Source organism: Providencia sp. wls1916, assembly GCF_009706585.1.
Taxonomy (GTDB): Bacteria; Pseudomonadota; Gammaproteobacteria; order Enterobacterales; family Enterobacteriaceae; genus Providencia; species Providencia lanzhouensis.
The window spans coordinates 13,244-26,389 of the sequence record NZ_WLUL01000014.1 but is presented as its reverse complement, the minus strand read 5'-3'; the positions used below and the strand labels follow the sequence as shown (position 1 = coordinate 26,389).

Sequence of the window (13,146 nt, the reverse complement as noted above, 5' to 3'; positions counted from 1 at the left end):
CCCAAAAACAATTTACAAAAAGAAGACGCAGATCACACTTTAGGGGTAATATCACCCAAAACACCTTTCTATATCAAATTTATCCCCGCCACTATTCGTTATAATTCCCAACATAATAAGTCGTTATTAGCTATTATATATTTACGATTAAAAAAAGATTCTTTGCAGATTTGCCTAAAGGCAAACCGAAACTGAAATAGCTAAGCACTAAAAGTATTTAAAAGAATTTATTAATTTAACACTTTACACTTGAACAATGGAGAAGCGCAGTGCAAACCTTCAATGCCGATTTAGCGATTATCGGGGCCGGGGGCGCAGGCTTACGTGCAGCAATTGCTGCTGCTGAAGCAAATCCCAATATCAAGATTGCTCTGGTCTCAAAAGTTTACCCAATGCGTAGTCACACCGTGGCCGCAGAGGGGGGATCAGCAGCAGTTACTCAAGCCCATGATTCCTATGACTATCATTTTAATGATACCGTTTCTGGTGGTGACTGGCTGTGTGAGCAAGATGTCGTCGATTATTTCGTCGAACACTGCCCAACAGAAATGACCCAGCTGGAACAATGGGGATGCCCTTGGAGCCGTAAACCAGATGGTTCAGTTAACGTTCGCCGTTTCGGTGGGATGAAAATTGAACGTACTTGGTTCGCAGCCGATAAGACTGGCTTCCACATGCTGCATACCCTGTTCCAAACTTCATTAAAATATCCTCAAATCCAACGTTTCGACGAGCACTTTGTTCTCGACATCATTGTGGACGAAGGTCAGGCGCGTGGTCTGGTTGCTCTGAACATGATGGAAGGTACGAAAGTTCAAATTCGTGCCAATGCTATTGTTATGGCAACAGGTGGTGCGGGTCGTGTTTACCGCTATAACACCAACGGCGGTATCGTAACCGGTGACGGTATGGGTATGGCACTGCGTCATGGTGTGCCATTACGTGATATGGAATTCGTTCAATATCACCCAACAGGCCTGCCAGGTTCCGGTATCCTGATGACTGAAGGTTGTCGTGGTGAAGGCGGTATCTTAGTCAACAAAGATGGCTATCGCTATCTGCAAGACTACGGCATGGGCCCTGAAACGCCACTGGGTAAACCAGAAAACAAATATATGGAACTGGGTCCTCGTGACAAAGTTTCACAAGCATTCTGGCACGAATGGCGTGCAGGTCGCACCATCAGTACTCACCGTGGTGATGTTGTGTATCTGGATCTACGTCACTTAGGTGCTGAAAAACTGCATGAACGTCTACCATTTATCTGTGAGCTGGCAAAAGCTTACGTGGGTGTTGACCCTGTAAACGAACCAATTCCTGTTCGTCCAACAGCTCACTACACCATGGGTGGTATTGAAACTGACCAACGCACCGAAACTCGTATTAAAGGTCTGTTCGCGGTGGGTGAATGTTCATCTGTTGGCTTACACGGCGCAAACCGTTTAGGTTCTAACTCACTGGCAGAATTAGTGGTATTTGGTCGCTTAGCGGGTGAAGAAGCGGCACGTCATGCTGCTGAAGCTACCCCTGCAAATGCAAGCGCTATCGAAGCACGTACTCGTGACATTGAAAATGACCTGCAAAAACTTCTGAACCAAAAAGGTAAAGAAAGCTGGTCGAAAATCCGTGATGAAATGGGTATTTCGATGGAAGAAGGTTGCGGTATCTACCGTACACCTGAATTAATACAGAAAACTGTTGATAAACTGGCAGAGCTGAAAGAGCGCTTCAAGCATGTTGAAATCACTGACCATAGCAGCGTCTTCAACACTGACTTACTGTACACCATCGAATTAGGCTTTGGCTTAGACGTGGCGGAATGTATGGCTCACTCTGCGATTAACCGTAAAGAGTCTCGCGGTGCGCACCAACGTCTTGACGAAGGTTGCACTGAGCGTGATGACGTCAACTTCCTGAAACATACTCTGGCATTCTATAACCCAGAAGGTGCACCACGCCTTGAGTACTCTGATGTGAAAATCACTAAATCACAACCAGCGAAACGTGTGTATGGTGCTGAAGGGGCAGCTCAAGATAAGGCGAATAAGGAGCAAGCTAATGGATGATATGAAACACTTAAAAATGGAGATCATGCGTTTCAACCCAGAAACGGACAATGAACCCCATTTAGTGACTTATGATGTCCCTTATGACGAGCAAACCTCTTTGTTAGATGCTTTGGGCTACATCAAAGATAACCTCGCGCCAGACCTGTCTTACCGTTGGTCTTGCCGTATGGCTATCTGCGGCTCTTGCGGCATGATGGTGGACAACGTTCCTAAACTGGCTTGTAAAACATTCCTGCGTGACTATCCGCAAGGAATTAAAGTCGAGCCACTGGGTAACTTCCCTATCGAGCGTGACCTTGTTGTTGATATGACAAGCTTTATCGAGCGTTTAGAAGCTATCAAACCTTACATTATTGGTAATGATCGCAAACCTTCTGACGGTCCGAACAAGCAAACTCCAGCTCAAATGGAGAAATATCATCAGTTCTCTGGCTGTATTAACTGCGGTCTGTGCTATGCAGCGTGTCCACAGTTTGGTCTGAACCCTGAGTTCTTAGGCCCTGCGGCAATCACCTTAGCAGAGCGCTACAACCTCGATAACCGTGACCACGGCGCGAAAGAGCGTATGCCATTATTAAATGGTGACAACGGTGTATGGAGCTGTACGTTTGTAGGTTACTGCTCTGAAGTCTGTCCTAAGCATGTCGACCCGGCGGCGGCTATCCAACAAGGTAAAGTTGCGAGTGCGCAAGACTTTGTTATCGCCATGCTGAAGCCACGATAAGGAGAATTGAAGTCATGACAACTAAACGTAAACCCTATGTCAGGGAAATGAAAGGCGACTGGTGGCAAAAGCTCGGTTTCTACCGCTTTTACATCATGCGTGAAAGTACTTCCGTGCTTCAGGTTTGGTTCAGTATTTTAGTCCTGTACGGCGTATTTGCTCTGAAAAATGGACCTGAATCATGGGCGGGCTTTGTTGGGTTCTTAAGTAACCCAATCATTCTGATCATTAACATTGTGACACTGGCTGCGACGCTGCTGCATACCACAACGTGGTTCAAACTGGCGCCAAAAGCTGTCGCTATCATTGTTAAAGATAAGAAACTGCCAGATGAGCCAATTGTAAAAGGCTTCTGGGCACTCACTATAGTCGTGACTGCGGCTATTTTAGCAATCGCATTATTATTTTAATCGAAGGAGAATCTGATGAATCTAACGCCTAAACGTTCCGATGAGCCGATTTTCTGGGGATTATTTGGTGCAGGTGGTATGTGGAGCGCCGTTATTGGCCCTGCAATCATTCTCTTACTGGGTATTTTAATCCCATTAGGTGTCGCACCAGAAATGCTGAGCTATGAGCGCATCATGGCATTTAGCCAAAGCTTTATTGGACGCATTTTCTTATTACTGATGATTATTCTGCCTGTATGGTGCGGTATGCACCGTATTCACCACACCCTGCACGATTTTAAAGTGCATGTTCCAGCTACAAAATGGGTGTTCTACGGCAGCTCAGCAATCATTAGCGTTATCGCAATCATCGGTGTATTCACACTGTAATTGTTGATTAACTAAGTAAATTGATAGCAAGTACCCCGTCAATGCACTGCATGATGGGGTATTTTTTTGCATTACTTATGGCTTTCCAACCCTGAAATCAGCGCGGTTAAACCGTATAAAAATGCCGATTCCCCCTCATCACCATCCATAATGTCTAATGCTTCTTTCAATAGTGGTGGCACATTTTCATCGGTACTAGGCTCGACGTCCCGCTGAGCGGCTACATGCTCTTGCTGTTCCAGCACCGCCCCTAGCGTAAAATGCCCTACAGCACTCAAAGCATACAATCCTGCTTTTAGCGAAAAACCATTGTCCAACATAAACTGTAATTGGGTTTCAATCGTGGTGTATTGGCTTTGTGTTGGGCGAGTTCCTAGATGTACTTTGGCACCATCTCGATGGCTTAATAGCGCTCGGCGAAAACTCAGCGCGTTATTGCGTAGAAACTGCTGCCATGTTTCCCCTTCTCGCGGTAATCCATGATCATGATGACGAACGAGCATTTCCACCGCCAGCGCATCCAATAACGCACGTTTATTTTTCACATGCCAATATAACGTTGGTTGTTCAACCCCCAACTTTTGCGCGAGCTTACGCGTGGTCAGCCCTTCCATGCCCACTTCATTCAACAAATCCAGGGCGGCGCTAATAATGGTGTCTCTGTCTAATCGAGCCATTAAGTTCTCCTCATCATTTCTGTTGACACTCTATCACTGATAGGGATATATTCCAACTCTATCGATGATAGAGAAAATATATTATGAACAAAACCGCTGTTATTGCTTTAGTCATCACCGCCCTCGACGCGATGGGAATTGGGCTGATCATGCCTGTCTTACCCACACTGTTACGGGAATATGTCACGCTGGAGCAGCTCGCTAACCACTACGGTGTATTGCTGGCGCTGTATGCCGTGATGCAGGTCTTCTTTGCGCCACTGTTAGGAAAATGGTCGGATAAATGGGGACGCCGCCCGATTTTGCTACTATCCCTTGCCGGCGCCGCGATGGACTACACCTTGCTCGCGCTTTCAAGCACACTTTGGATGCTCTATTTAGGACGCTTGATTTCAGGGATCACTGGGGCAACGGGAGCCGTGGCCGCTTCGGTTATCGCCGATTCCACAAAACCTGAAGAGCGCACGGCGTGGTTTGGTCGCTTAGGTGGCGCGTTTGGTATTGGTTTAATCGCAGGCCCTGTAATTGGTGGATTTGCGGGGAATTATTCTGCACATTTGCCGTTTATTATTGCAGCGATCTTAAATGCATTTACCTTCATCATGGTATTCACCCTGTTTAAAGAGCCAAAGAAAAACGTAGAATCCGAAAATCATGTAGATGCGCCACAAAACAGTCTCTCATTTATGCAGGTTGCTAAGCCTATTTTGCTGCTACTTACAGTCTTCTTCACTGCACAGTTGATTGGGCAGATCCCTGCAACGACGTGGGTATTGTTTACCGAAAGCCGCTTCCAGTGGAGTAGTGTTGAAGTTGGTATATCTCTTGCTGGGCTGGGCTTGATGCACGCCATTTTTCAGGCATTTATTGCAGGAACCATCGCCAAACGATTCAGTGAAAAAGTCACCATCATTGTGGGCTTTATTGCGGATGGCTGCGCATTTATGGTGCTAGCATTTATCACCCAAGGATGGATGATTTACCCGACATTAATTTTACTGGCTGGCGGCAGCATCGCCCTTCCCGCATTACAGGGGTTAATGTCTTCCCAAGTTAGCCAAGAAAATCAAGGTAAGCTGCAAGGAATGCTAGTCAGCTTAACTAATGCCACGGGGGTTATTGGTCCACTGATGTTCAGCATTATTTTCGGTCAAACACTCGGTATTTGGGATGGCTGGGTCTGGATGATTGGTACACTACTTTATCTCGCTCTGATTAGCTGCTTTTTACTGTTTTATCGCCCTCAACATATATTGAAAGGACATTCCGGTATTTCGGACGTAAAATGTTATTAAGTCTTCAATGAAAATAACGCGATAAGAGCCCTATTTATGTTAACGCCACCGAAAAAACCAAGAACCAAGCCAGCAGAAGAACGTTTGAACGACCTGATGAATGCCGCGGAAAATCTCTTTCTTTCCAAAGGATTTCTTGCCACGACGGTGAGTGAAATTGTGGCTGTGGCGGATGTGGCAAAAGGGATGTTTTATCATTATTTTCAATCAAAAAACGAAATTATGGATGCCCTACGTACCCGCTATATGGATTGGTATTTAGGGCATATTGCAGATGCGCTTTCACCGCATCAATCGGCGTCTTCACAGTTAAAATCATGGTGCGAAAACAGCGTTAAATACTATGTTGAAAAGCAGACACTGCACGACATGCTCTTTCACGACGAATACCATGGTCACACTAACAGCCATGAACAACGTGCCGTTGAACAAATTAAACAGATTTTATCCCTTGGTGAACAGCAGCAAGCTTGGCATGCCGCACCACCAGAGCTTATCGCCACGATGATCTATCATTCAATGCATGCGGCAGTAGATAACCTCGCCACAACCCATGAATACAACCAAAGCAATTTGGGTGAATTGCTGTATGGGCGTTTTGTACGTCTTTTGGCGCAATAAATTGCAGTAGAGTGCCCCACGACTCAGTGGGGATTCACGACTTAATTTTGATCACTTCAGTCTCATTTGGCGATAACGTTTTTCCATCGTGTGAAAGCGGGTACATCGCCGGAATGGGGCTTTGAGTCTGTTTATCTATCAAAATAGAGTGTGGTTCTCCCTCTCGAAATAGATTCACTTCCCCCCATTGTCTTAATGCAACCACGATAGGAAAAAGGCTTTCCCCCGCCTCGGTTAACACATATTCTTGGTAAGCAGTGCCATCTGATGCATCCTTCAGTTCGAGAATATTTGCATCGACTAATTTACGTAATCTGTCTGACAGAATATTACGCGCTACCCCTAAACTTCGTTGAAAATCACCGAAACGTCGTACGCCATCAAAAGCATCACGCACAATTAATAACGACCAGCGATCCCCAATTAAATTTACGCTTCGAGCCACAGGGCATGGGGATCCTTCCATTACTGTATTCGACGACATGACTCCCCCTATATTTAATATCAAATAATTAATACCAAAAAATCTAGTTGCATTTTAAAACCAAGTGACCTAGCATTCAACTAGTTTCAAATCAAAACCAATTTCAAATTAAAACTAGATGAGTATGCAAAATGAAAAATTCCCTTTCATTACTCCATTCGGCTATTGAGCAAAATAGCCTTCAAAATTCATTACCGAAAGGGTTAGTTTATCTCTTCGCAGTTGCCAGTGGATTAAGTGTCGCTAATGTTTACTATGCGCAACCATTGCTAAATTCACTTTCTCGTGACTTTCATATTAGTGATGCCGCTATTGGTGGCGTTATCACCGCCACTCAAGTTGGCAGTATTTTCGCGCTGTTATTGTTAGTCCCTCTGGGCGATAAAATGAAACGTCGCCACTTGATTGGATGGCAGCTCAGCGCACTTGTTCTGTCTTTGCTCATTGTTGCTATAGCAAAAACACCCGCCATGCTACTTATAGGAATGCTCGCAGTTGGCATGCTAGGAACCGCCATGACACAAGGATTGATTTCCTATGCAGCGAGCTCAGCGGGAACTCATGAGCAAGGGCACGTAATTGGCACCGCACAAGGTGGTGTGTTTATTGGGCTTTTACTTGCAAGAGTCTTTTCTGGTGCAATAAGTGACCTAACCAGCTGGCGTGGTGTTTATCTCTCTTCTGCACTGCTGATGCTCGCTATTGCCTACCCCCTTTGGCGATATCTACCGCAGATTGATCCGCCAAAGAATGCCATGAATTACTCAACATTGTTGCGCTCAATGGCAACATTATTTAAACGCCAAAAAGTCTTACAGGTACGAGGCTTCTTAGCATTACTGATGTTTGCCGCATTTAATATTTTCTGGAGTGCCTTGGTCATTCCTTTAAGTGATGCACCCCATTATTTTTCTCACACTCAGATTGGTGCGCTTGGTCTTGTCGGTGTAGTCGGTGCGTTGATTGCTTCAAGAACTGGGCGTTTAGCGGATTATGGATACGGGCAAATAGTCAGTTTTATTGCTCTGCTATTATTAACATTATCTTGGTTACCCATTGCGTTTATGGATAGCTCACTATGGGCGTTGATCATTGGGATTATTTTGCTCGATGTGGGCGGGCAATCGTTACATGTGACGAATCAAAGTATGATTTATTGCTCAGAGCCTGAGGCCCATAGCCGCCTAGTGGGACTGTATATGATGTTTTATGCGGTCGGGAGTGGCCTCGGTGCAGTCAGTTCAACGTGGATTTATGCCCATGCGGGCTGGAATGGTGTTTGTCTATTAGGGGTCGGTGTGAGTGCTTTTGCACTTATTTTCTGGTGGCTGACTCGCCATATTAGATAGGCCATTTAAAATAAAACGGGTAAGCCATCGCTCACCCGTTCTTATTCTCAGAAACTTAACTGGAAAGTTTTAACCCAATTAGCCCCATCACAATCAAGCCAAGGCTCAATAAGCGGAACATATTGGCAGATTCTCCAAGGAAAATAATCCCGAAAATTGCGGTACCGACTGCGCCAATGCCTGTCCAAATCGCGTAAGCGGTTCCGGCAGGCAAATCACGCATCGCATAAGCGAGTAAGCCCATACTGGCGATAATGGCGGTGATAGTGATAATGCTAGGGGTTAGGCGCGTAAAACCATGGGTATACTTTAAACCCACTGCCCAAACAACTTCTAATAAACCTGCGAATAATAAGATGATCCAAGCCATGGTGGATGTACTCCGTCAACTTCTCGGGGTCGTCCCCATTACTTAAACGTGATGATTTCAGGTCGTCCTGAACACGCGAAATGAAACCGTATTATAAACGTTCAATTTCAGAGACTCAAGTCACTTAAAATAATAATTAACACTAAATTAACACCCATATTTATCCTATTCATGCTGAATTTGAGCCCTGACATGCAATATCGTCGCACAAATCCAAAAGCACAGGTAAAGTAGAGATCCTCCGCCAATTTTGTACCGAGAAAACACCATGCGTATCAAAGATATATTACTTGCCCTGTGTGTCGTGATTATTTGGGGCGTCAATTTTGTGATCATCAAACTTGGCGTAACCGCCTTACCCCCACTACTCCTCGGTGCCTTACGTTTTGTGTTTGTGGCCTTCCCTGCCATTTTCCTATTCAAGCGTCCCAAAATTCCGCTGAAGCTCTTACTGATTTATGGGCTAACCATTAGCTTTGGACAGTTTGCGTTTCTATTTTGCGCCTTGCGTGTGGGCATGCCAGCAGGCATTGCCTCGGTGATTTTACAGTCACAAGCTTTCTTCACTATCTTGCTCGGTGCCGTGATCCTTAAAGAATCCCTACAGCCAACCCACTTTATCGGTATGTTTATCGCCATAGCGGGTCTCGGGATTTTAGCCAATGGCGCAACCTCTGGCGGAATCGATGATATCCCACTGTTGGGCTTGATCTTTATTTTGGTCGCGGGGCTTTCTTGGGCATTCGGTAATATCACCAACCGCATCATTATGCAGCATCAAGGCGAAGAAAAATGCAGCGCCCTTTCCTTGGTCAGTTGGAGCGCCCTAATTCCAATTATACCTTTCTTATTAAGCTCTTGGATTTTCGAAGGCGAAGATGCCATTGTACAAGGCTTAGCGGGGTTTGATTGGTCTGTACTCGGTGTGATTTTGTATCTTGCCTACCTTTCCACTTTTGTAGGTTATGGGTTGTGGGGCGTGCTGCTCGGACGCTATGAGGCATGGCGCGTCGCACCATTCTCTTTATTGGTACCCGTCTTTGGATTAAGTAGCAGTGCTTTATTCCTTGGTGAGCACATAAACGGCATACAAATTGCTGGATTAATTTTGATTATGTTAGGGCTAATCACGACATTGTTTGGTAAAAAAATTATTCAGGTGATTCGAAAGTAACCGCCAACGCATTCAAATACCGGAAATTTTCTTCCGGTATTTTTTTGTCTGTTTGATTATTTTCAGTAAAAACCCCATACACCCAAGCGAATTTATAATCTAAAATTAAAATATTAATTAGAATATAAAACCAATCATTGAATTAACGCTAGACCAAAACAAGATAAAATCCAATATTAACTTCAATTTTAGTGATGCGAATTCCAATATTGGAATTTATCTACAATTTCAATTAAGTGTCTCGATTTAGCTACCTTTTCTTTCCCCCAACTCTCGCTATATCTGTTTGAGTTTTTACTTACATAAATAACTAATAAAGCTCGTTAACGAAATGGATGGGGAAAGGCTATGGGTAAACAATTGATTTGGATTGTTCTCGCTCTGCTCGGCGCGTTTTCGCTCGGTTATATTGCATTAAATCGAGGTGAACAGATCAACGCCCTGTGGATCGTGGTCGCCGCGGTCTGTATTTATTTGATCGCATATCGTTACTATGGACTGTTTATTGCTAAAAAAGTCCTGCAAGTGGACTCCACACGTATGACGCCAGCCATTCGTCATAACGATGGTCTGGATTATGTACCAACCGACAAAAAAGTGTTATTTGGTCACCACTTCGCCGCCATTGCTGGCGCAGGCCCATTAGTCGGTCCTGTACTTGCGGCACAAATGGGGTATTTACCGGGTATGCTGTGGTTGCTCGCAGGGGTGGTATTGGCAGGGGCTGTACAAGATTTTATGGTACTGTTCGTTTCCACTCGCCGCGATGGTCGCTCTTTGGGTGAACTCGTTAAAGAGGAAATGGGTAATACTGCGGGCGTTATTGCGTTGATTGCTTGCTTTATGATCATGGTGATCATCCTTGCTGTGCTCGCGATGATTGTCGTGAAAGCGTTAACACACAGCCCATGGGGAACTTATACCGTTGCCTTCACCATCCCACTGGCTATTTTCATGGGGATTTATACCCGTTATATTCGCCCAGGTCGTATTGGTGAAGTTTCAGTTATTGGTCTTATTTTCTTAGTTTTTGCGATTATTTCAGGCGGCTGGGTCGCAGAGAGTGAAACATGGGCGCCTTACTTTGACTACACTGGCGTGCAGTTAACGTGGATGCTGGTCGGCTATGGCTTTGTGGCTGCGGTTTTACCTGTTTGGCTGTTATTAGCCCCTCGTGATTATCTCTCTACTTTCTTGAAAATCGGGACAATTATTGGTCTGGCGATTGGTATTTTGATTTTAAATCCCAATCTACAAATGCCGTCATTAACTAAATATATTGATGGAACTGGTCCTGTGTGGGCTGGGGATTTATTCCCATTCTTATTTATTACTATCGCTTGCGGTGCCGTTTCTGGCTTCCACGCCTTAATCTCTTCCGGTACCACGCCGAAAATGCTCGCCAATGAAAACCAAGCTTGTTTTATCGGTTATGGCGGGATGTTGATGGAGTCATTCGTGGCTATCATGGCGTTAGTCGCAGCTTGTGTGATTGACCCAGGCGTTTATTTCGCGATGAACAGCCCAATGGCGATGTTAGCGCCAGCAGGAACGACGGATGTTGTGGCTTCCGCGGCGCAAGTTGTCAGCGGTTGGGGCTTCCAAATTACCCCTGAACAATTAACGCAAATTGCCAACGAAGTCGGTGAAACCAGCATTATTTCCCGTGCAGGGGGCGCTCCAACACTGGCAGTCGGTATGGCGTATATTCTTCATGGCGCATTAGGCGGGTTGATGAATGTGGCATTCTGGTACCACTTCGCTATTCTGTTTGAAGCACTGTTTATCCTGACGGCAGTGGATGCCGGAACCCGAGCGGCGCGCTTTATGCTGCAAGATTTACTGGGTGTGGTTTCACCATCATTGAAAAGAACGGATTCCCTACCCGCTAACCTGATAGCCACTGCATTGTGTGTGCTGGCTTGGGGTTATTTCTTGCATCAAGGCGTCGTTGACCCACTCGGTGGTATTAACACCTTATGGCCGCTGTTCGGTATCGCTAACCAGATGCTGGCAGGTATGGCGCTGATGTTATGTGCGGTCGTTCTGTTCAAAATGAAGCGACAAGCCTACGCATGGGTCGCGCTATTACCAACAGCGTGGTTATTGGTTTGTACAATGACCGCAGGCTGGGAAAAAACCTTCAGTGAAGATGCCCGCGTTGGTTTCTTAGCAGTCGCGAATAAGTTCCAAGCGATGTTAGATAGCGGCAACTTGCCGCCGCAATATACAGAATCTCAGTTAACTCAGTTGGTTTTCAATAACCGTTTAGATGCTGGTTTAACGATTTTCTTTATGATTGTGGTTGTAGTTCTCGCCCTGTTCTCTATCCGTACCGCGTTAAAAGCATTGAAATCTAAGGAACCGACCGCCAACGAAGTTCCTTATGAGCCAATGCCAGCCAACTACGAAGAGATTGTGGCAAACACCCGCCATCATTAATACACCGGAGATTGAGAGCTGAGAATTGAGAATTGAGAATCTATTAACCTTTTTACTTCAGTTTTGTATTTTAGATTTTTGATTTAGATGTTTTTCAAAACTCACTCTCTTTCTCCAAAATCGCTAGCTACGATGCAATCCTCTAAATAGTTTGTGTTGTAGCAAGGCGACGAGTTTGATAAACCCGAGGAGCATACATAAGTATGTGACTTGGGTTTAACTAACGAAGACAACACAGCTACAGCGCAAAATATGACGAGGATTTATGTTTGGAAACTTAGGGAAAGCGGCCCGTTACTTAGGCCAAGCCGCCAAAATGATGGTCGGCGTCCCCGACTACGACAACTACGTCGCTCACATGCAGCGTACCCATCCAGACCAAACGCCGATGACTTATGAAGAGTTTTTCAAAGAACGGCAGGATGCTCGCTACGGTAGTAAGGGTAAAGGCGGGTTTAAATGTTGTTAATCATTGCTCTTATTGAGCACCGCAAATAAAAAAGCCGAATACAGTACGAAACTGCATTCGGCTCTTCTTGATCTCACTTCGCCACTCACTATAATGGCTGGCTTGATCTGTCGACGATTATTTCACGCGTGAAACGTATTCGCCTGAACGAGTGTCAACTTTGATCACTTCGCCGATCTGAACAAACAGAGGAACTTTAACCACTGCACCAGTGCTTAACGTTGCTGGCTTACCACCAGTACCTGCTGTGTCACCTTTCAGACCTGGATCTGTTTCGACAACTTCTAATTCAACGAAGTTCGGCGGAGTTACCGCGATTGGACGACCGTTCCACAGCGTTAAGATACAATCAGCTTGGTCGATCAGCCATTTTTCGTTGTCACCGATAGCTTTCGCATCTGCTGCCAGTTGTTCGAAAGTTTCGTTGTTCATGAAGTGCCAGAACTCACCGTCGTTGTACAGGTAAGTTAAGTTCATATCCATGACATCTGCGCCTTCAACAGAATCAGTAGATTTAAAAGTTTTTTCCAACAGTTTGTTAGAAATCAGTTTACGCAGACGAACGCGTGCGAACGCTTGACCTTTACCCGGTTTAACGAATTCACTTTCAAGAATTGCACACGGCTCACCATCTAACATGATTTTAAGACCTGAGCGGAATTCATTGGTACTATAAGTAGCCATGGAGATCCT

The 13,146-nt window shown here is 45.2% G+C and carries 14 protein-coding genes; 10 read left to right on the top strand and 4 right to left on the bottom strand.

From position 1 onward, the window contains the following. Nucleotides 1-269 precede the first annotated feature (269 nt). From frdA to frdD, 4 genes are read left to right on the top strand one after another with little or no spacing between them, the layout of a single operon-like run. Nucleotides 270-2,066, top strand: coding sequence for a fumarate reductase (quinol) flavoprotein subunit (gene frdA, locus GKR61_RS09435; RefSeq protein ID WP_336426619.1), 1,797 nt, complete (start codon nucleotides 270-272; stop codon nucleotides 2,064-2,066). After that, the gene (locus GKR61_RS09430; RefSeq protein ID WP_036955969.1) at nucleotides 2,059-2,793 is read left to right on the top strand and encodes a succinate dehydrogenase/fumarate reductase iron-sulfur subunit; all 735 of its coding nucleotides are present in this window, start codon (nucleotides 2,059-2,061) and stop codon (nucleotides 2,791-2,793) included. The genes frdA and GKR61_RS09430 overlap by 8 nt, the downstream gene beginning before the upstream one ends. A gap of 14 nt (nucleotides 2,794-2,807) precedes the next feature. Next, nucleotides 2,808-3,203 (top strand): fumarate reductase subunit FrdC, encoded by a 396-nt coding sequence (gene frdC / locus GKR61_RS09425; protein WP_006659010.1) that lies wholly within the window; start codon nucleotides 2,808-2,810, stop codon nucleotides 3,201-3,203. A gap of 15 nt (nucleotides 3,204-3,218) precedes the next feature. After that, on the top strand, nucleotides 3,219-3,572 hold the full coding sequence (gene frdD / locus GKR61_RS09420; protein ID WP_006659009.1) for a fumarate reductase subunit FrdD: 354 nt from the start codon (nucleotides 3,219-3,221) through the stop codon (nucleotides 3,570-3,572). A gap of 71 nt (nucleotides 3,573-3,643) precedes the next feature. On the opposite strand, the gene tetR is transcribed toward frdD, so the two are convergent. Further along, nucleotides 3,644-4,249 (bottom strand): tetracycline resistance transcriptional repressor TetR, encoded by a 606-nt coding sequence (tetR, locus tag GKR61_RS09415; protein WP_036955966.1) that lies wholly within the window; start codon nucleotides 4,247-4,249, stop codon nucleotides 3,644-3,646. A gap of 83 nt (nucleotides 4,250-4,332) precedes the next feature. Here tetR and tet point away from each other — a divergent pair, with 83 nt between their 5' ends. Then, the gene (tet, locus tag GKR61_RS09410; protein WP_154599757.1) at nucleotides 4,333-5,544 is read left to right on the top strand and encodes a Tet(A)/Tet(B)/Tet(C) family tetracycline efflux MFS transporter; all 1,212 of its coding nucleotides are present in this window, start codon (nucleotides 4,333-4,335) and stop codon (nucleotides 5,542-5,544) included. Nucleotides 5,545-5,580: 36 nt separating this feature from the next. After that, the gene (locus GKR61_RS09405; protein WP_154639746.1) at nucleotides 5,581-6,165 is read left to right on the top strand and encodes a TetR/AcrR family transcriptional regulator; all 585 of its coding nucleotides are present in this window, start codon (nucleotides 5,581-5,583) and stop codon (nucleotides 6,163-6,165) included. 34 nt (nucleotides 6,166-6,199) lie between these two features. Here the strand turns inward: GKR61_RS09405 and GKR61_RS09400 are convergent, their stop codons facing one another. Then, complete coding sequence (locus tag GKR61_RS09400; RefSeq protein ID WP_108478401.1) at nucleotides 6,200-6,649, bottom strand: winged helix-turn-helix transcriptional regulator; 450 nt, start codon at nucleotides 6,647-6,649, stop codon at nucleotides 6,200-6,202. A 131-nt stretch (nucleotides 6,650-6,780) separates the two neighbouring features. Between GKR61_RS09400 and GKR61_RS09395 the strand changes: the two genes are divergently transcribed. Beyond that, nucleotides 6,781-7,998 carry an MFS transporter gene (locus tag GKR61_RS09395; protein ID WP_154599756.1) on the top strand — a complete coding sequence of 406 codons (1,218 nt, stop codon included), beginning with the start codon at nucleotides 6,781-6,783 and terminating at the stop codon, nucleotides 7,996-7,998. Between the two features lie 55 nt (nucleotides 7,999-8,053). Here the strand turns inward: GKR61_RS09395 and sugE are convergent, their stop codons facing one another. Continuing rightward, nucleotides 8,054-8,368, bottom strand: a complete 315-nt coding sequence (gene sugE, locus GKR61_RS09390) for a quaternary ammonium compound efflux SMR transporter SugE (protein WP_036955959.1) — start codon at nucleotides 8,366-8,368, stop codon at nucleotides 8,054-8,056. Nucleotides 8,369-8,636: 268 nt separating this feature from the next. On the opposite strand from sugE, the gene GKR61_RS09385 reads away from it, so the two are divergent. From GKR61_RS09385 to GKR61_RS09375, 3 genes are all read left to right on the top strand, one after another. Further along, nucleotides 8,637-9,542 (top strand): EamA family transporter, encoded by a 906-nt coding sequence (locus GKR61_RS09385; RefSeq protein WP_036955957.1) that lies wholly within the window; start codon nucleotides 8,637-8,639, stop codon nucleotides 9,540-9,542. A 348-nt stretch (nucleotides 9,543-9,890) separates the two neighbouring features. Then, nucleotides 9,891-11,984 (top strand): pyruvate/proton symporter CstA, encoded by a 2,094-nt coding sequence (gene cstA, locus GKR61_RS09380; RefSeq protein WP_036955955.1) that lies wholly within the window; start codon nucleotides 9,891-9,893, stop codon nucleotides 11,982-11,984. 265 nt (nucleotides 11,985-12,249) lie between these two features. After that, complete coding sequence (locus GKR61_RS09375) at nucleotides 12,250-12,453, top strand: YbdD/YjiX family protein (RefSeq protein ID WP_154599755.1); 204 nt, start codon at nucleotides 12,250-12,252, stop codon at nucleotides 12,451-12,453. Between the two features lie 117 nt (nucleotides 12,454-12,570). On the opposite strand, the gene efp is transcribed toward GKR61_RS09375, so the two are convergent. Then, the gene (efp, locus tag GKR61_RS09370) at nucleotides 12,571-13,137 is read right to left on the bottom strand and encodes an elongation factor P (protein WP_006658996.1); all 567 of its coding nucleotides are present in this window, start codon (nucleotides 13,135-13,137) and stop codon (nucleotides 12,571-12,573) included. Between the last annotated feature and the right edge of the window lie 9 nt (nucleotides 13,138-13,146).